Below are 17,400 nucleotides of genomic sequence, written 5' to 3'. Positions count from 1 at the left end.
CCCTCAGCGCAGCCCGTCTTCGCCGACGATCTCGTCCACCGAGATGCCGCCCAGACGGGCATGCAGGCGCCCACGTGTCGCAACCGCCATGGCGATGACGACCTCGTCCGGGCCGGGGGAGTCGGTGAAGGTCACGGAGAAAGTGTCGTAATGGGAACGAACGTAAAGGGCGTCCTTGTGCGCCAGCGGAATATCGATCTCCGTCCCCGGCCCGCCGCGCTTGCCGGTAGACGGGACCCAGGCCTTGCCTCCGCCGACAGCTTCGCGAATGGGCTCGGCGAAGGCCGTGGTCAGGAAGGCGTTGCCATGCTCGTACTCGCCGTTGGCGCCGACCAGGGCCGCCTTGCCGTAGCTCTGCACCGCGCGGCCGGCAAGCCGGGTGGTCAAGCGCCGCGCGAACTCGATACCGAGATGTTCGGACGCGGCGATGACCTCGTCAAACGAGGCGACGAAGCGCCCGGCGTTGGGATTGGCGATGGCGGCCGCCACCACCAGTTTCACGACCGGTTCGCCATCGGCCAGCGGCCCGGTCTCAATGGCAAGGGTCTCCTCCTGGAACTCATACCACTTGCGGATATGCAGGCCGTGGAAGTTGGCGGGGCGGCTGGACATGGGAACTCCCGTTCGGTGGGTTGTCAGTTTCTTGAAGGAACTTTTTCACAACAATATGGCTATATCAAGTCAATAGTTCCTTTTTCGGAACAATCACTCTGGACGCGGGCGGCATCAGAGGAACACCGCCCGGGATAGCCCCCCGTCCACCGCGATGGACTCGCCCGTAAGGCCGCTGGCAAGCGAGGACGCCAGGAACACAATGGCGTTCGCCACCTCATCGGCTTCCAGCATCCGCCGGATCGCCGCCGGGTCCGCCGCTTCACGCTTGACGATGGCGTCGACGCTGGTGCCTTCCGCCCGTGCCATGTCGGCAAACCAGGCCTCGATGTGCTCGGTCCGCGTCACACCGGGATGGACGATGTTGACCGTGATGCCATCGACACCCAGTTGATCGGACAAGGTCTTGGTCAGGTGGACCAAGGCCGCGTTACGCATGCCGCTAAGGGCTTCGGTGGAACGCGCGGTAAGGCCGCCCACATTGACGATGCGTCCCCAGCCCGCCTGGCGCATATGGGGAACGCACGCCTTGCACATTCTGAAATAGCCGACCAGCTTGGTGTTCAGGTCCGCGATCAGGCCGTCTTCGTCCGCCTTTTCAATCTCGTTGCGGACCAGCCCACCGGGCGCCGCCGCGCAATTGACCAGGATGTGGACGCCGCCGAACCGCCGGGCCGTTTCCGACACCAAATTCTCGACCGACGTCCGCTGGGTCGTGTCCACCGGAACGGCGACGACCTCCCCCCCGGTTTCAAGGCGCAGCGCCTCGGCCGCGGTTTCCAGGGCTTCGCGCGTGCGGGCGGCGATGACCACCTTGGCGCCTTGCCGGGCCAACTGCCGTGCGGTCTCCTTGCCGATACCGACGCTTCCCCCGGTTACGATCGCCACCTTGCCGGCAAGGCCGTAATCCACACTCATACCCTCTCCTCCTTCATCCCGAATGCCTGAACAAATCTCATCGACACGCTCCCGAGAGAGCCGAAGGTCGCGGTCACCTCTTCATCAGGCCCGAGCACCGTCATTCCAGTGCAGCTGCCGCTGGCGACAAGCTGGCCTGATCGTATCCCTTCCCCCCTCGCCGCCAGCCAATTGGCCAGCCAGGTCGCCGCCTCCAGCGGGTGGCCAAGAACTTTCGCGGTGGAGCCGCGTACATCGGGCTGCGCCTTTCTCATCAGCGTGACCGAAAGCCCCCGCAGCGCGTCTTCCGACCAATCACGCAAAGGCTCTCCCACGACCAGAAGATCGGCATTGCCGTTATCCGCCACGATACGCGGAAGGGTGTCGTCATCGCCCATGAACCGCGTGTCGCACACCTCGATGCCCGCGAAGGCGCAACCGATGCCGCGCATGATATCGGCTTTCGAGAATGGCGCCGCCTCGGGCCGGAGATCCTCCTCGATGCGGAAGATGACCTCCGCCTCGACGATGCGCAGATGGGTGCTCACCTCTATCCGCGCCGGGGAGAACCGGATGTCCTGCCGCGTCAGCCGCCCTGCGATCGGCTCTGTCGCACCCAGCCCTTCCTGCGCCGCCGTGCTGGTGAGGCCTATCTTGTATGCCGCCACCTCGGCGCCCCGGAGCGCTGTGGTCGCCGCCTGCACGTCATAGGCCTCCACCAAATTTGCCGGCATGTAAGCCGCCGTAGCGGGATCGATGGGCCGCCCCGCGCGGCGGGCCGCCAGCAGTTCCCTGGCGAGTTCGATGAGGGGGGACGGAACCATGAGATCACCTTGCCTGGGGTGCACGTCTGGTTCTATGCCCGAATTGTCCCGATTACGCAACAGTTCATCGATATAGCGCTTATTGTTTATTTTTATGGACCATGCTATCAACGCTCCATCACAAGCCATTCAGGGCATCGCCCAACGTCGGGACCGGGAGCGAATACGTGACGACAACGACCTCTATCGAAAGAGCTGAACACCTGAAGGCGGCCTTGAAGGCCCAGCCGCAGCGCCTGTTGATCGGGGGCGCATGGGTCGAGGCCGTATCAGGCCGCACGTTTGAAACCATCAACCCCGCCACGGGGGAGGTGCTGGCCCACATCGCGCACGGCGCGACGGCGGACGTGGATCTGGCGGTGCGCGCCGCCCGGAAGGCCCTCAGCGATCCCGCCTGGTCCCGCATGAGCGCTGTGGATCGGTCGCGCGTGCTGTTGCGTCTGGCGGATCTTGTGGAGCGCGACGCCGAGAACCTTGCCGTTCTGGAATGTCTCGACAACGGCAAACCGGCGACGCTGACGCGCGCCGTCGAGGTTGAGGGAACCATCAGGACATTCCGCTACTTCGCGGGATGGCCAACGAAGTTCGGTGGCGAGACGCTGCCGGTCTCGCCGCGCAGCGGCGCGCAGATCCTGAACTACACGACGCGCGAGCCCGTTGGCGTGGCGGGTCTCATCGTTCCTTGGAATTATCCCCTGTCGATGGCGGCCTGGAAGGTGGCGCCGGCCCTTGCGGCTGGATGCACGGTTATTCTTAAGCCCGCCGAACAGACGCCCCTGACAGCCCTGCGCCTGGGTGAGCTGGCGCTTGAGGCCGGCGTTCCGCCAGGAGTGTTCAACATCATCACGGGCTTCGGCGATGCCGGCGCGGCCTTGGTGGAACACGACGGCGTCGACAAGGTGGCCTTCACCGGTTCCACCGCGGTCGGCAAGGCCATCGTGCGGGCCTCTTCCGGCAACTTGAAAAAGGTGTCCTTGGAGCTGGGCGGCAAGTCGCCGCAAATCGTGTTCCCGGACGCGGACGTCAAGGTGGCGGCCGCCTCGATCGCCCAGGGCATCTTCTTCAACCAGGGGCAGACCTGCACCGCCGGATCACGCCTTTACGTCCACAAGAGCCGCGCCGATGAACTGCTGGACGCCATTGCCGGCGCCGCGGCCCGGCTGAAAATCGGCGATGGCTTGCAGCCCGATGTCGATTTCGGCCCGCTGATCTCCCAAGAGCAGTGGGACAGGGTCAATCATTATGTCGAGGTGGGATCGGCGGAAGGCGCCACGCTGGCCGCCGGCGGGCAACGCCCCGCCAACCTCGCAAATGGATTCTTTTTTGAGCCCACCATCTTCGTCAACGCGGCACCGACGATGCGTATCGTCCGGGAGGAGATCTTCGGGCCCGTCCTGGCGGCGTTGACCTGGTCCGATCAGGACGAGCTGGTGGCTCAGGCCAACGATTCCGAATACGGCCTGTCCGCCGGAATCTGGACCAACGACATCAAGGCGGCCCACCGCACCGCCGCCGCCATCAAGGCCGGCACGGTTTGGGTGAACTGCTTCAACATGATCGACCCCGCCAGCCCGTTCGGTGGCTTCAGGCAATCGGGATGGGGGCGGGAGCATGGCCGGCAGGCCATGGAACTCTACAGCGAGACCAAGAGCGTCTGGGTGAACCTCTCCTGACGCCACGCCAATGATTTGCACTCCGCGACAACGAGGCAACCGACATGAACAAGACATTGATCGTTTCGACCGACGGCCAGGCGGTCCTGCGCAGCCATGACAATGGCGCGACGTGGCGCCGGCTGACCATCAATCAGGAACTGGAATATGACGACTGCGTCCGCTGCCTGCTGGCCGATCCACGGCATCCGGAAGCGCTGTTCGCCGGCACCGAGAAGGGCCTGTTTTACAGCGGCGACTGCGGCGCCAACTGGACCCGTATCGACAGCGTCCTGAACGACTTCACCATCTGGAAGCTGGCGGTGCATCCGGACCATCCCGACATCATGTACGCCGGGACCGGTTCCCCGTCGCTCGCCATCCTGTTCCGCTCCCGCGATGGCGGTAAGACCTGGAGCCGCACGGGGCTGGAGATGCCGCCGAAATGCGCCGGCGTGAGCCGCCCCCGCATGCTGGCCCTGGCCGTCGACCCCGATGACCCGTTGGGCGTGTGGGCCGGGGTGGAAGAGGGCGGGCTCTACCGATCCCGGGATGGCGGCGATTCCTGGCAGCGCGTCGACACCGACTGGGCGCCCAGTCGCGGCAACTCGGACCTGCATGATATCGTCGTGTTCCCGGGCGCGCCCAAGACGATCCTGGCGCTTGTCGTGAATGGCATTTACAAGTCGACTGACGATGGCGTTACCTGGAACCGGTTGGATGCAAAAGAAACCTGGGGCCTTTATTATACCCGTGTTTTACGCCGGCGCCCCCGGAACGGCGAGTTGATCCTGGGAATTGGTGACGGCACCCCGGGGTCGACAGGGGTCATCCTGCGGTCGGAAGACCGGGGCGGCACATGGAAGGAAATGCCCCTGCCCAATCAGCCGAACTCCTGCTTCTGGGCGGTCGGCACGAACTCGGCCGATCCGGACTTCATCCTGGCCGGCACCAAGTTCGGCCATCTTTACCGGAGCGAGGACGGCGGCCTGACGTGGCGCAAGGAATGGCGTGAGTTCAGCGAGATCACCGACATCGTGTGGCTGCCGGCCGTGCCCGGCAAGGAGGCGGACGATCATGCCCATCACCCCTAAGGTCAAGCGTATTGGACATGTCGTCCTTTATGTCCGCGACCCGGAAAGATCCGCCGAGTGGTATGGCAAAATCCTGGGCATGCAAATCAGCGCCCGCGTCGCTGAGGGCCCCTATGCCGGGGGGATTTTCCTGAGCTTCGGCCATTACGATCACGACATCGCCTTGTTCCCGGGCGGCACCGATGCCCCCAAGGGGCGGGAGTTCGAGCATATCGGCCTGGAGATCGACGTCGGCGGCGACATCAGCAAGCTCAAGGACATATACGCCACCTTCCTCGAGAACGGCGTCGAGATCCATGAGGTCCTGGATCACGGCGTATCCAACGGGATCTATTTCTATGATCCCGATGGGCACCAGCTGGAGGTATTCGCCCAGATCATCCCCCCCGACAATGGGGCCGCCATCGCGGAATTGGGCGCGAACCAGGGCCAGGCTGACCTGATCACGTTCGACAGCTGACGTGGTCCATTACCCACGGTCCGAGCATGCGCAACCACGCCCGCCTCACCGGCGGGCGTGAGTGCCATTGGCTCCCCTCCCCGCGCCTCATGGCCAATCCGGCGTATCCATCACAAGAAAATCATCATCAACGGGTAAAATCGAATTGTTGACCTTCGGGTCAGGTTTGGCGCTATTGTTCACTTAATGCAAAAATAACGATACATACGTGCCATGGATGAAAAGATTGAAGTCGGGAACGCTGTCGCCCTGATGTCGTTCGCGGCGGTGGTCAGCACGGGAAGTTTTTCGGCCGCCGCGAAGTGGTTGAACTGCTCAAAGGCGGCGGTCAGCCGTCAGATCGCCCAGTTGGAGACGGATGCCGGAACCAAACTTCTGGACCGGACGACGCGCAGCATCTCGGTCACGCCGGCTGGCCAGCAAATCTATGATCGCTGCGCCCGCATCATTGACGAGGTCAACGAAGCCAACCAGGTCATGGCGGGCATGCTGACGACGCCCCGCGGCGACCTGAAGATCAACGCCCCCGTCGTGGCGTCCCTGTTCCGAGTGACCGAGTTCATTCCCCAGTTCCTGACACAGCATCCGGACGTCCGGATCCACCTGAACCTTTCCGACAGTCAGGTCGATCTGCTGCGCGGCCATTTCGATGCGGCGTTCTGGGTTGGCGAGCCCTACGATTCCGCCCTCGACGCCGTCAAGTTGTGCGAATACGACATGGTGCTGGCGGGATCGCCAGACTATTTCGCCAAACACGGCACGCCCTCCTCCCCGGCGGAGTTGAAGGAACACGACTGCGTTGTGGAAACCCATCTCTCGCGTCCCGGGGAATGGCAACTTTCCAAGGATCTGGTCGTCCCGGTGGTGCGCGGGCAGTTGACCTCAAACAGCGTGCGCATGACCCGCCAGGCCATCCTCGCCGGCATGGGCATCGCCTTCCTGCCCCGTTTCCTGCTGGAACAGGACATCGCCGGCAACCGGCTGGAGGTGATCCTTTCAAACCACGTCTCGGCCAAGGTGCCTTTGTACCTGATCTTCCCCCGGGGCAATTACCTGCTGGCGAAGGTCAAAGCCTTTGTCGACTTCCTGTCCGTGAACCTTCCCTCCGCCAAGGCCCGCAGCGAAGAGGCCTTCGGATATGCCGACGCCTCCTGAAGCCGGTGGAGGCGGGCGTCACGCGGACGCCCGCCCACACGCTCAAATGTCCAGGGAGTCGTTTTCAAATCCAAAACGCACGGCGCCTAGGTTACGGGCGTAGGGATAAGGGTTGTTGGCCACGTGGGCCCGCGCCGTGTGGATGTCCAGGAATGCCTGCTGGACGGGGTTGCCCCGGAATACGGCCTTGGCGCCACTGAACGTCATCAAGGTGTCGATGGCATCGACACATCGCTCCACCATGCCCGTGGTCGATGCCCCCAGGGCCGCCCGCCGCGCGATCGGCCAGTCGCCGCCGATGGCCCTTTCCATCAATTCGCGGCAATCCCGGTCAAGCACGAGGGAGAGTTCGTCCAGCGTCCTCTCTACCTGGACCACCGCATGCTGGATGGTCGTGTCCCGGGCCAGGCGGTCACCCGTGTAGGTGGCGCGCTTCTCCCTCGTGGTCTCGATGAAGACATCCAGGGCGGATTTCAGCGCCCCCAGGGAAGTGGTTGACACCGTCCTGTTGAAGATCTGGGCGAACGGCATCTTGTAGAGGGCTGACGTGTTGTTGGCGTGCCCCGGACAATCCATGGCGAACATGTCCAATTCCCGGATGGTCCGATGCTCTGGCACGAAGGCGTCGTTGACGACGATGTCGTTGCTGCCGGTCGCGCGCAGTCCCATGACGTCCCAGTTGTCGACGATCCGATAGTCGGCGCGGGGGATGAGAAAGTTGCGTGGATCGGGCTTGGCGTTCGCTTCCGTGGTGGGAACCATCGCACCGAGGATGACCCAGTCGCAATGCGCGGACCCGCTGGAGAACGCCCATCGCCCCGACAGGCGGTAGCCGCCGGGCACCACCGTCACCTTTCCCACCGGCATGTAAGAGGAGCTGATGCGCACGGCGGGGTCCTCGCCCCACACCTCCTGCGCGGCGCGATCGTCGAACAGTGCCAATTGCCAGTTATGGACGGCAATCACGGCATAGACCCACGCGCTGCTCATGCAGCCTTCGGCCAGGGTGCGGGCGATGGCGCAGTACACCTGCGGCGGCAGTTCGTATCCACCGTAGCGCGCGGGCTGCAGAACTTTGAAAAAGCCGGCATCCGTGAATTCCTGGATGGTTTCCGCGGGGATTTGCCCCGCCTCGATGGCCGCCCGGGACCGGGACTTCAGTACCGGGATCATCGCCTCAGCCTGCCGAAGCAACTGATCGGCCAAATCCGACGCGTCGTTGGCGGCCTGGCCGGCCCCGGATATGGGTGTATATGAGGGCTGTGCCCACGCCTCCTCTGCCTGCATGATTCTTCTCCTTACAAGTAAATACCCCGCGTGATGCCGCCATCGACCGCCAGGGATTCCCCCGTTATGGCCGCGGCCAGCGGCGACGCGAGAAAGGCGACGGCGTACCCCACCTCCTCCGCCAGGATGACCCGACGAATGGGGGTCGCCGCCGAGAACTCCGCCTCGATCTCAGCGGGGGTCACCCCGCGCTTGGCCGCCTCGGTCTCAAAAAGCTCAACGATGTGTTCGGTCTGGGTGACGCCGGGATGCAGGGCGTTCACCGTCACGCCCTCAGGGCCCAATTGATCCGACAGGGTCTTGGTCAAGTGGCAGACGGCAACGTTGCGCATGCCGCTAAGCAGGTTGGACGATCGGCCCGTCAATCCGCCGATGTTGATGATCCTACCCCAGCGGCGTCTCACCATGTGCGGGGCCACGGCTTTCGCGCAGCGGGCATAGCCCACCACCTTCGTGTCCAGATCGCCCAGCAGCGCGCCATCGTCCAGATGCCGAATCTCGCCATGCGCCGGGCTGGACGGGTTGGCTGCACAGTTGACGAGGATGTCGATGCGGCCGAAGGCGTCGATGGCGGCCGTCACCATGCTGTCGACCCGGGCTTGGTCGGTCGTGTCCGAAGGAATGGGCAGGACTGTCCCTTCCGTCTCCGCCTCCAGTTCCGCCGCCGCCCTGCTCAACTTGTCGCCGCGCCGGGCGGTGATGACCACCCGGGCGCCCTCTTGCGCCAGCACCTTGGCCACGGCCCGGCCAATGCCGGAACTGCCGCCCGTGACGATGGCGACGCGCTCATTCAATTCCAGCTTCATTTTCTTCTCAACATGTGCGGCCGCGTTCACGGCACAGCGGAATTGCGGGGCATGGATTGCAGGCCGCGAGCCCGCAAACCGCCAAGGACGATGGCAAGGCTGCAGATCAGGACCGCCGTGCTCATCCACGCCGCCGGGACGAAGTTGTGACCCGTCAGCAAGGCCGCCGCCAGGGCGGGCCCGACACCGAAGCCCACGGTCTGGATGCATCCCATGGCGACGACAACGCGCCCCCTCGCATCCGCCTCGGCGCAGACGCCGGAAAGCAGGGGTTGGGCCAGGTTCCATCCGAAATTGAAGAGTATGCCGGCGACGAACAGTTGCGCGGCCGATACGGTCCCCATCAACAGCCAAAAACTCAGCAAGGAGATCGCGCCGCTGCCAGCCAGCAACCAGGCGCGGCTGACCCGGCTCGTCAGAAGAACGGCGACCAGCGCCCCACCCGTGCCGGAAAAGGACGAGACCCCCATGGCTTGGCCGATAACGTCCGGATCAATGCCGTTGCTCGCACCAATCCGCTCAAAATAGCTCCACATGGCCCCTTGAGCGATGAAATACAGGAACACGCCTGTGAGCCCGGCGACCGTCATGACCTTCTGAATGGAAACACCGTCCAGGGCGTTCACGGCGGACATGGAACTGTGGGTCGGCAGCCATTTTACGATGGCGGCGGCAGACACGGCAATCAACGCCAGCCCGATGAACATCGCTGACGGACCGATCAACACCTGGAGGGCCGGCAGGACCACCAGGATCCCTGCGCTGACGGTCAAACCGACCACCAGATAAATGCCGAAAGCACGATCGGGATTGGACGCGCTTCCCAAGGCGGCGAACGACACCGCGATCGCCAGCCCCTCGCCGCATCCCGCGAGCACGCGCGCGGCAACAACGGCGGGGTAGGTCACGCACGTGGCGGTCCAGAGATTGCCGATACCGATGATCGCCAGGGCGAGAAGCGCCAGATGACGCCAGTTGAACCGCGAGATCAGGAACGTGCCGGCGCCGATTGCGACAGCCATGGCGTTGATGTCCCAGGATGCCACGTACCCAAGTGATTGATCGTCCAGTCCGGTGAGGCTGCCGACCAAGCCGACAAAGCCCGGCACGATCATGATCGTCAAACCGCCCAGGGTCCCAAGCACCACGGCGGCGAGCAGCCCCGGCGTATCGAGCCGGGTGGGGTGCGCCATCACCATGTCCACACGACGACGGCCGGGCCCTCAGGCCAGGACACGGGCATGCTCTCTGCAATCATTCTGGATAGCCCCCCAACAGATTATATGGCCCTGTGAGCATGCCCCAATTGTCTCTCTTTAGCAACGTTTGTCTTGTTAACTGATGATTGTTCCAATTATGATCCAAAGACAGCCGGCGCGGCATGGGGCCGCAGCCCGGGCATATGCATCGGGGGAAACGCCATGTCGGTGGAAAAAGACCAATTCCGTGCGGCCATGGCGCGGATGGGTGCCGCTGTCTGCATCGTCACGTCCGATGGCCCCGCCGGGCGTCATGGCATGACGGTCTCGGCCGTCTGCAGCGTCACCGATCAACCGGCGACCTTGCTAGCCTGCATCAATCGGTCATCCCGGGGCTACCAAACCCTGAAAACAAACGGCGTCGTCTGCGTCAATGTCCTGGCCGCACAGCATGAAGGCCTCTGCAGGCTGTTCGCGACACCGGGATCCCCAGCCGCCGAGCGATTTGCCAACGAATTGGAGTGGGACACCCTCCACACTGGGGCACCGGTTTTGCGCGACGCCGCGGTCGCCCTGGATTGCACGGTAGATGCCATAAACGACGTGGGTACCCACGGCGTTCTGTTCGCCCGGGTGCAGGCCATCCGCATCAATGAACGCGCCGACGGCCTCATTTACTTCGCCCGGGCGTTTCACCACCTGTCTCCGCCCGCGGCCTTGCGCGCGCCAGCCGCGGACTGAGCCAACCTTGAATCACCGGGGTTTCGCTGACCCCGGATACCAGAAGGTCACGTGACAGGACTCACAGGCCTGATCAAGATTACCGCCGGCGACAACCAGCGCCTTGACGTCCCGCTTGTCGATGGCCGCCAGCGCCTCCAGCGTCCTGTTTCTGACGTCGTCGGCGAAGGCGGCGAAAGCGGGCCGGTTCGCCTGGATCATGGCGTCGATCTGTTTGGGGGCGAGTTCGCCCAGCTTCGGCTGAGCGCCAGGCGGCGCGGCGTGGCGCCCCTCCATCACCACGAGGTTCATGGCTTCCAGGAGGGTGAGCGCATGGCGCCGGACCTCCTGCCATTCCTCGGGGGTCCGCGGTTCCCGCTTTTCGACACCGGCCTGGGTGCTGATGACCGCGACGGAATCCCAAACACCGTCCGCCGCCGGGTCAACCGTGCTGTCCATCAGTTCCTGGATGGTCGCATACACCCGAAATGGCGATCCGGACTTCGCCGCCTGCGTTGACACGACCGGGGCCGTTTCCGCGCGTGCGACGTACCAACGCCCTGCCCCGGCCACGGCACCGCAGATTAAGACGATGGCCACGGCGGCGCTGGGCAGGCGCCGGTGGGCTTTCCGCAGGCCGCCCGCCCCAGGTCCCTGGGCGTGGCCTGCCGTTTCAGCATCAGGCCCGATCATACGCGGCCCCTCGAAGCATGACACGTCTCCCCTTTTTCATAATTGAACCTCCGTATCTGGCCCGCGCCCGGTCGCGCCGGGGAGCGCTGGCACACATCGCGAAGTGCCGGCCACTCTGGCAGGGCGCGCCGCCCGAAGCATCGCCCGCCGGGCGCGTGATCATGATGGGTTAACGGTTCTGAAACCGTTGGCCCCCGGTTACGCGCCCGGGCTAGGCCGTGGCCGGCGCCCCGGCGACATGCCAGGAACGCCGGCCACGCCGCCGATTTCAGAAATCGACCCTGTATTGGATACCGAGTTGGCGCGGCCGGCTAACCGCGGCCATGGGCAGGGCCTGGGACGTTCCGTTCGGCAGAATCTCCTGACGAACGAAACCGGACGGATAAAGATTGCCATAGTTCAAACGTTCGTTGAGCAGGTTCTTGCCATAGATCGACAGCGTTGACCCGCCGAACCGCACACCGATATTGCCGTTGACGATGTTGAAGGGCTCGCGCCTCAGGAAGCCGCTGGCGCCGATATTCGGGACCAGAACCGCGCCCGTGTAACTGTAGTCGGCGGCGACAAACAGATCAGTGGAGGCGCTAATCGCTGTCTCATAATATCCGGATACCGTCCCTGTCCATCTCGGAACCTGGGTCAGACGGGTATCCGGCGCCTGGGGAATGAGGCCCGGATCCTGGAGCACAGCGTCGGTATACCCCAACCCGAATTGCAGGGTCAGCGGAACGTCCGCGAAGGGGCGCCCCGATACCTCCATCTCCCCGCCACGAATTTGTGCGCGACCCGCATTGGTCAGGAAACTGTATGAACAGCGGGGAAGCTGGACCTGCTGTTGTACCTGCGACCAGTCGATTTGGAATCCGGCGACAGAGACATTCAACCGCCCGCCGGCCAGCCGGTCTTTGGCTCCGATCTCGTAACTCCACAGAGAGTCGGGCTGGAAGCGCTGCGCCTTCTCCGCGCTTACGCCGATCGCGGCCAAATCGGCCGCGCAAAAGTCGGGCAAGGGCGCCTGGGCGCCACCGACGCGGAACCCTTTGGCCGCCGAGGCGTACACCATCGCGTCGTCATCGATCTTGTAGGATACTACCCCTTTGGGCACCAGGCCCGATTGGAAATTGTTCAGTTCGGGAGCGTAGGCGCCATCGGGGGGATTGACCACGCCCGTAGCCACGTGCGCGTCGCCATGCTGCGTTATCCAATACTGGCGCAAGCCTACGGTAAGGGTCAGCTTGGGCACGACCTCATAATACAGCTCACCGAATGCGGCGACATTCTCCTCCTGCGTCGGAATGGTATCGGAGTTTTGATAATCCTGTGGCAGTCCGGCAGTAATAAAGTCCGGCACATGGATTGGCGGCTGATGGAACGTCACATCTTTTTCTTGATAGAAGACACCTGCCACACCGGACAGATGCGGAAGTAGAGTGCCCTCATCAAAGGAAATTCGACTTTCTTGCGTGACCCTTTTGTCCTGCACGACATCAACGACATAAAGTGCGGGATCACTCGGCAGGTTGATACCCAGGCCGGATTGGAAATATTGGTTCGTACCCTCGGTATCATCCTCCAGTTCCCGGACCTTACGATCGAAATAGCTGGTGGAAGATACGACCGAGTAGCCATTGCCATTGTAGGTCAGCACCAGGGAGCCAAGCCCCCAGTGATCCTTGGAATATTCCTGAACGTCCCGGTCGCGATGAACGGTGTAGGAAACCGGCTTGAAGTCAGGCAGCGGAACGTAGGCAGCGGGGAAGCCATGGAGTTCCGAGACCTCTCCCATGGCCGTGAGGGATGCCTCCAGATCTTCGGTCAATTGGACACGCAGGGTGGTCATTCCCGAGAAGTCGTCTTGGCGCCCTTGCCCATCCCTGGTGACGGGGTTGCCGTTGGCATCCGGGAAAACCCGTTTGATGTAACCGGAGTCCCGTTGTGCCCCGGCGGCGAAATTCATCGCCACCTTGCCCGGCGTAATAACCACATTCGTCAGCGCATTGGCCCCAACGTCCATGCTGCCGCCATCCGTCCCGCCCGCCTGGAGTTGGACCGAGGACTCGTTGTTTATCAGGGATGGCTTCTTGGTGATGAAGCGTACGTTGCCGCCCATCGAACTGGCGCCGAACAGCGTCCCTTGCGGCCCCTTCAGAACCTCGATGCGCTCAAGACCAAGGGTCTGCGGACTCACCGTTGAAGGGATCGGCGTGTCATTGAGATAATAGGCCGTGGTGTTCGTCCCGGTAACGCCGCGTATCGTCGTTTGACGGCCGCCGCTGAAGCCCACCGCGGTCCCATCCGATCCTTGGCCGTACTGGAACGTCAGATTGGGGATTTTCGTCGCGTAGTCGGCAAAGCTCTGAATGTTCTGTTTTTCCAGAAAGTCCGAGGACAGCGCCGTAACGGAAACAGGAACATCGGTAAGCCGCTCGTCCTTCCGACGTGCCGAGATGACGATTTCCTGCAAGGTCTGCTGATCATCCCCAGCGGACGTGGATGCCGGATTACTTTGCTGGGCCACGGCCGCACCGGCATGGAGGGCCGCCAAGGCGAAGCCCGCCAACAAGGCGCAGGAGGACGCCCGCCGCATGAACCGGCGCTTATCAAATGCAAACCGCTTGCCGACCGCCACCTGGGCCACCATCGCCAGCGGCCTTGGCTCACTGTTGAAAACCATGTCTCGTAACTCCCTGCTTTATCATTTTTCCCTGTCCCACGGCCGCGCCTGCGGTCCTAATCCGCGGGGAGCGCGAACGCTCGGAACCGTCTCGCCGGCCCGTCACCGAAGCGGGTTCATGACGGACGCGGCAAATATCCAAGGCGGAATGACCAAGTCGGTCAGGCTTGCCCGAGCCACCGGTTGATCAACGGGAATGGGCGTCCCTAAAGCACCATCACGGGTGCGGCCACGCCCATCCCAGCGCCTATACTTTTTTCCTTCGTCCTCTCTTGCGGACCAGCGCCGTAACAAGGTGCCCATCGGGTCAAATAAAGACAGGCGACCGCCCTGTTACGGTTAAGTTAACGGTTGCGAAACCGTTTGATGGGTGAACAAGGCCGCCGTTTTCCCTAGCGTCCCGGATCAAGGACACAGCCCCGCCCGCAAGGCGGCCGCTTCGAGTGTCGAACCAGGAATGGAGGACGTCATCATTTCCGCTGACGCCGGTCGCGGTGATGTTTCATGCCTGCCCCGCGCGCCTCACCGCGCATTGGGCCGCGACATTGACGGTGAGGGTGAAGATGTCGGGCCGCGCGTAGTGACCCGCGACATCAAAATCGTATTTGCCACGCACCACGTCGGCCGGATCGATATCGGCATAAAGGATGATTTCGCCGCCAAAGTGCGGCCCGGCCAATACGGTCCCAAGGGGTGCCACGATCATCGAACCGCCGCGCAACAGGACGGTGTCGGGATCGTCCCCCAGCGCGCAGTCGAAATCGGCGGGGTAAGCCCCCCGCGTAATGTGCTGGCACGCCGACAGGACGAAGCAGCGCCCCTCCAGGGCGATATGCCGCATGGTGGCGGCCCAGCTGTCGCGGTCATCGGCGGTGGGCGCGCAATAGAGTGTGACGCCTTGATCGTACATCGCCATGCGCATCATCGGCATATAGTTCTCCCAACAGATGACGGCGCCGATCCGCCCCAGCGGTGTCTCGATGACCGGCATCGTCGATCCATCGCCGAAGCCCCAGATCAGCCGTTCCGCCCCCGTAGGCATCAGCTTGCGATGCTTAGCGACCAAGCCTTTTTCCCCGTCGAGGAACAGGGCGGTGCAATAGACCGTTCCGCCATCGCGCTCGATCACCCCGATAACGACAAATGCCCCTGTCGCCGCCGTCGCTTCGGCCAACAACCCGACCTCGGGCCCGTCCAACGCGATGGCCGCCTCATGATACCGGCGATACTCTTCGCGCCCTTCGGGCTTGCGCATGCCGACGGGTGTGCCGAACGAGGCCCCCTTGGGGTATCCACCCAGGAAGGCTTCCGGAAAAACCACCAGGCGCGCGCCGTTTGCCGCCGCCTCACGAATGAGGTCCGCCGCCTTGCGCGCCGATGCCGGCGCATCGTGCGGCAGGGACGCCGCCTGCACGACGGCGGCACGAAACTGCGAGGACATTTCGATCCCTTCCACGCTGAAAGCGCCCTGCGGCGCTGGTATGCCCGCCAAGATACTTGCATCCGGCCGTTAGGCAAGATATTTTAAGCCTATAATAAATGCCATCGAACAGGGGCGCCCGTCTGCCCCGCCACGAAGGTCGGCACAAGGGTCCCGCAACGGCGCCGTCTCACATCATTATATTGATTATAAATGGGAATTGCCGGCCACCGCCGTTATGACCGCCCGCTGGAAATAGCGCATATGAGGCCACCGCCGCAAGCTGGCAGGCCGCATAATCAGAGGCCTGAGCACGCCGCGAAAACAACCTCATGCCTAAAATAAAATGGCGCGCCCACACGTCCCCTTTCCTTCCCTGGCCCTCCCACCTTGGACCGCATCCTCGTCATGACCCGTTCCGAATCCAATCCCGCCCCTCGAACCGGCCTCCTTCCCGGCATGCTGGGAACCGGCGACATCATTTTCATGATCCTCGCCTGCGCGGCCCCGATGGGCGTGCTGGCGGGGATCATCCCGTTGGCCTTCGCTTTCGGGAACGGCGCCGGCATGCCGGGAACCCAGCTCGGAATTTGTGCCGTCATGCTGCTCTTCGCGGTGGGATATGTCCGCATGATCCCGCATGTGAGAAACGCGGGCGCGTTCTATGCCTACATCGCAGCCAGCCTGAACAAAGAGGCGGGGATTGCCGCGGCCTATACCGCCGTCCTGGCCTACATCTGCGCCGGCACCTCCACCCTGGGCGCCATGGCCTTCTTCGCCGCGGATTTCCTGCGCGGCACCTTCGGCATTGAAAGCCGGTGGGAACTGTGGGCTGCGGCCGGCATCGCCATCATCGCCTGGCTGGGCTACCGCAAGATTACGATGGCGGCAAAAGTCCTGACGGTGGCGTTGCTGCTGGAAGTGGGCCTCATTCTCCTGATTGACGGCCTGATCCTGTATGAGAAGGGCCTCTCGGGACTGGATTTCAACAGCTTCACGCCATCTACCGTATTCGCGCCTGGGCTGGGCATCTCGGTGATTTACGCCATCAACGGCTGTATCGGCTTCGAGGCCACCGCGATCTATCAGGAGGAGGCCAAGGACCGGCAGGTCACCATTCCGCGTGCCACCTACGGCGCGGTGCTGATACTCGGCACCTTCTACGTGCTTTCCACCTGGTGCCTGGTTCTGGCCGCCGCGCCCGACGATATCAAGGTGGTCGCGCAGGCCGATCCAGGCCGCCTCGTCAGCGGCATCGCCGCCCGCTATCTTGGGGAGGTAGGACGGGATGCCCTCAACCTTCTCACCGTGACCAGCCTGTTCGCGGCGGCGCTCGGCTTCTTCAACAACATCACCCGCTACATGTTCGCGCTGTCGCGCGACGGGCTCTTGCCATCCCCCTTGGGCAAGGCGCATTCCGTCCACGGGTCGCCCTACGTGGCGTGCGGGTTACTGACCGGCATCTTTTCCGCCATTGTCGCCCTCTTCGCCCTGGCCGGCCTTGACCCGCTGCTGAACCTGGCCGCCAGCCTATCCTCCATGGGCGCGGTGGGGCTTGAGATATTGCTGACGGCGACGTCGCTTTCCATACCCTTGTATTTCGCCCGCCGGAATGAGTTCTCGCCAGGCAAGACCGTCGCGCCCTTGGCGGGTGGAATCCTGATCGCCGTCGCCACCTACCTATCCCTGCGGAACTATTCCGCTCTGACCGGCACGACCCTTCTGGCCATCAACTGCCTGCCCGTTCTTTTCCTGGCGGTAGCAGCGCTTGGCCTCATCCATGGCGTCTACCTCCGTAAATGCCGTCCCGGCATTTACGCGAAGGTCGGGGCGACCCAGGTCGAAGAGGGACTGTCCACCGGGAATGTCCACGCGGCGGTGGCCAAGGCAACCGCATAAAGCCCGTC

The 17,400-nt window shown here is 63.4% G+C and carries 15 protein-coding genes; 6 read left to right on the top strand and 9 right to left on the bottom strand.

The window, feature by feature from the left end; all coding sequences use genetic code 11:
* Window positions 1–3: 3 nt before the first annotated feature.
* The 3 genes from I55_RS23100 to I55_RS23090 all read right to left on the bottom strand — a co-directional run bounded on the left by I55_RS23100 (window position 4) and on the right by I55_RS23090 (window position 2,333).
* The gene (locus I55_RS23100) at window positions 4–612 is read right to left on the bottom strand and encodes an amino acid synthesis family protein (protein ID WP_044562938.1); all 609 of its coding nucleotides are present in this window, start codon (window positions 610–612) and stop codon (window positions 4–6) included.
* A gap of 114 nt (window positions 613–726) precedes the next feature.
* Window positions 727–1,530, bottom strand: a complete 804-nt coding sequence (locus tag I55_RS23095; protein ID WP_083901351.1) for an SDR family NAD(P)-dependent oxidoreductase — start codon at window positions 1,528–1,530, stop codon at window positions 727–729.
* Entirely contained in the window at window positions 1,527–2,333 is an 807-nt protein-coding gene (locus I55_RS23090; RefSeq protein ID WP_044562937.1) for a 2-keto-4-pentenoate hydratase, read from the bottom strand. The genes I55_RS23095 and I55_RS23090 overlap by 4 nt, the downstream gene beginning before the upstream one ends.
* Window positions 2,334–2,500: 167 nt before the next feature.
* On the opposite strand from I55_RS23090, the gene I55_RS23085 reads away from it, so the two are divergent.
* The 4 genes from I55_RS23085 (at window position 2,501) to I55_RS23070 (ending at window position 6,694) form a co-directional block, all read left to right on the top strand.
* Complete coding sequence (locus I55_RS23085; protein WP_044562936.1) at window positions 2,501–4,006, top strand: aldehyde dehydrogenase; 1,506 nt, start codon at window positions 2,501–2,503, stop codon at window positions 4,004–4,006.
* Window positions 4,007–4,050: 44 nt separating this feature from the next.
* The gene (locus I55_RS23080) at window positions 4,051–5,079 is read left to right on the top strand and encodes a glycosyl hydrolase (protein WP_186455684.1); all 1,029 of its coding nucleotides are present in this window, start codon (window positions 4,051–4,053) and stop codon (window positions 5,077–5,079) included.
* The gene (locus I55_RS23075) at window positions 5,063–5,539 is read left to right on the top strand and encodes a VOC family protein (RefSeq protein ID WP_044562935.1); all 477 of its coding nucleotides are present in this window, start codon (window positions 5,063–5,065) and stop codon (window positions 5,537–5,539) included. Before I55_RS23080 ends, I55_RS23075 begins: the two co-directional genes overlap by 17 nt.
* A gap of 213 nt (window positions 5,540–5,752) precedes the next feature.
* Complete coding sequence (locus tag I55_RS23070; RefSeq protein ID WP_044562934.1) at window positions 5,753–6,694, top strand: LysR family transcriptional regulator; 942 nt, start codon at window positions 5,753–5,755, stop codon at window positions 6,692–6,694.
* 42 nt (window positions 6,695–6,736) lie between these two features.
* Here I55_RS23070 and I55_RS23065 read toward each other — a convergent pair whose 3' ends face one another.
* Genes I55_RS23065 through I55_RS23055 form a run of 3 tightly spaced genes read right to left on the bottom strand, consistent with a single transcriptional unit; the run spans window position 6,737 to window position 9,980 of the window.
* Window positions 6,737–7,981, bottom strand: coding sequence for an acyl-CoA dehydrogenase family protein (locus I55_RS23065; RefSeq protein WP_083901350.1), 1,245 nt, complete (start codon window positions 7,979–7,981; stop codon window positions 6,737–6,739).
* A gap of 11 nt (window positions 7,982–7,992) precedes the next feature.
* Window positions 7,993–8,787: an SDR family oxidoreductase gene (locus tag I55_RS23060; protein WP_044562931.1), complete on the bottom strand. Its 795-nt coding sequence runs from the start codon at window positions 8,785–8,787 to the stop codon at window positions 7,993–7,995.
* A gap of 26 nt (window positions 8,788–8,813) precedes the next feature.
* A complete protein-coding gene (locus tag I55_RS23055) occupies window positions 8,814–9,980 on the bottom strand; it encodes an MFS transporter (protein WP_148293921.1) in 1,167 nt (388 codons plus the stop codon).
* Between the two features lie 228 nt (window positions 9,981–10,208).
* On the opposite strand from I55_RS23055, the gene I55_RS23050 reads away from it, so the two are divergent.
* Window positions 10,209–10,727, top strand: coding sequence for a flavin reductase (locus tag I55_RS23050; protein WP_049974412.1), 519 nt, complete (start codon window positions 10,209–10,211; stop codon window positions 10,725–10,727).
* Between the two features lie 12 nt (window positions 10,728–10,739).
* Here I55_RS23050 and I55_RS23045 read toward each other — a convergent pair whose 3' ends face one another.
* The 3 genes from I55_RS23045 to I55_RS23035 form a co-directional block, all read right to left on the bottom strand.
* On the bottom strand, window positions 10,740–11,399 hold the full coding sequence (locus I55_RS23045; protein ID WP_049974411.1) for a hypothetical protein: 660 nt from the start codon (window positions 11,397–11,399) through the stop codon (window positions 10,740–10,742).
* A gap of 268 nt (window positions 11,400–11,667) precedes the next feature.
* On the bottom strand, window positions 11,668–14,073 hold the full coding sequence (locus I55_RS23040) for a TonB-dependent receptor (RefSeq protein ID WP_044562928.1): 2,406 nt from the start codon (window positions 14,071–14,073) through the stop codon (window positions 11,668–11,670).
* A 502-nt stretch (window positions 14,074–14,575) separates the two neighbouring features.
* Entirely contained in the window at window positions 14,576–15,514 is a 939-nt protein-coding gene (locus I55_RS23035) for a carbon-nitrogen hydrolase family protein (RefSeq protein ID WP_044562927.1), read from the bottom strand.
* Window positions 15,515–15,901: 387 nt separating this feature from the next.
* On the opposite strand from I55_RS23035, the gene I55_RS23030 reads away from it, so the two are divergent.
* Window positions 15,902–17,392 (top strand): APC family permease, encoded by a 1,491-nt coding sequence (locus I55_RS23030; protein WP_044562926.1) that lies wholly within the window; start codon window positions 15,902–15,904, stop codon window positions 17,390–17,392.
* Window positions 17,393–17,400 lie beyond the last annotated feature (8 nt).

This window comes from Azospirillum sp. B4, assembly GCF_000333275.1.
Taxonomy (GTDB): domain Bacteria; phylum Pseudomonadota; class Alphaproteobacteria; order Azospirillales; family Azospirillaceae; genus Nitrospirillum.
This window is presented reverse-complemented; position numbering and strand designations above follow the sequence as displayed.